Annotated in this window: 2 protein-coding genes; one reads left to right on the plus strand and one right to left on the minus strand. The window is 57.1% G+C overall.

Going from position 1 to position 748, the window contains the following annotated elements:
• On the minus strand, window positions 1-315 hold a 315-nt coding region (locus KP705_RS15670), incomplete at its 3' end, for a DUF4158 domain-containing protein (RefSeq protein ID WP_215764852.1).
• 156 nt (window positions 316-471) lie between these two features.
• On the opposite strand from KP705_RS15670, the gene KP705_RS15675 reads away from it, so the two are divergent.
• On the plus strand, window positions 472-748 hold a 277-nt coding region (locus tag KP705_RS15675; protein WP_215764854.1), incomplete at its 3' end, for a recombinase family protein.

Here is a 748-nt window from a genome sequence, read left to right on the forward strand (position 1 = left end):
GGCCAGATGGGATCGACGGGTTTCGTCACGACGTCCGTAATGGGACCAGAGCCCAGGGGACAGGTCGAGCTGCCGCGCAACAAATGACAGAATGGGAGCCGGTGGTGTTTCACCAGATTCCAGCACCCGTACCGGCCAGCGCATGTAGAGCATGACAATCGTGAAACCCAATCGGGAGGTTTCTCCGCGGCGGGTTGCGATCAGATCGAAGTCATCCTGGCTGAGTGTAAAATGTCTCGTGATCTCGCGATCATCGACAGAAGGCTCGTAATGTCGGGCGAGAGCTTCACGGGTCAGAAGACGGCGCCGCGCCATGATCGGATGTCTCCTTCATGTGTCCGGAAGGGGATCGTTGGACGGACTGTCCCGGACAAGTGCAACACGTCATGGAATACAGCCGTGTGCTGTGTCTCATAAAGGTGGTACCATATGTTTTGCAGTCATGGGGCCTTATACGTTACACTTTCCCGTATGACACACATAATGATCGGCTATGCCCGCTGCTCGACGGACAAACAGGATCTCGCGGCCCAGCATCAGGAACTGCTCAAACTCGGTGTTTCTGCCGATCGTATTTACACCGACAAGGGCTTCACCGGCACGAACCGGGAAAGGGCCGGCCTTGACCAGGCACTGGCGGCTGTTCGTAGTGGCGATACTTTGGTCGTACCAAAGCTTGATCGACTGGCCCGCTCTGTCCCTGATGCACGGCTTATTGGCGACAGCCTGGCATCCCGTGGCGTGAAGC

The organism is Gluconobacter sp. P1D12_c (assembly GCF_018812105.1).
Taxonomy (GTDB): Bacteria; Pseudomonadota; Alphaproteobacteria; order Acetobacterales; family Acetobacteraceae; genus Gluconobacter; species Gluconobacter oxydans_A.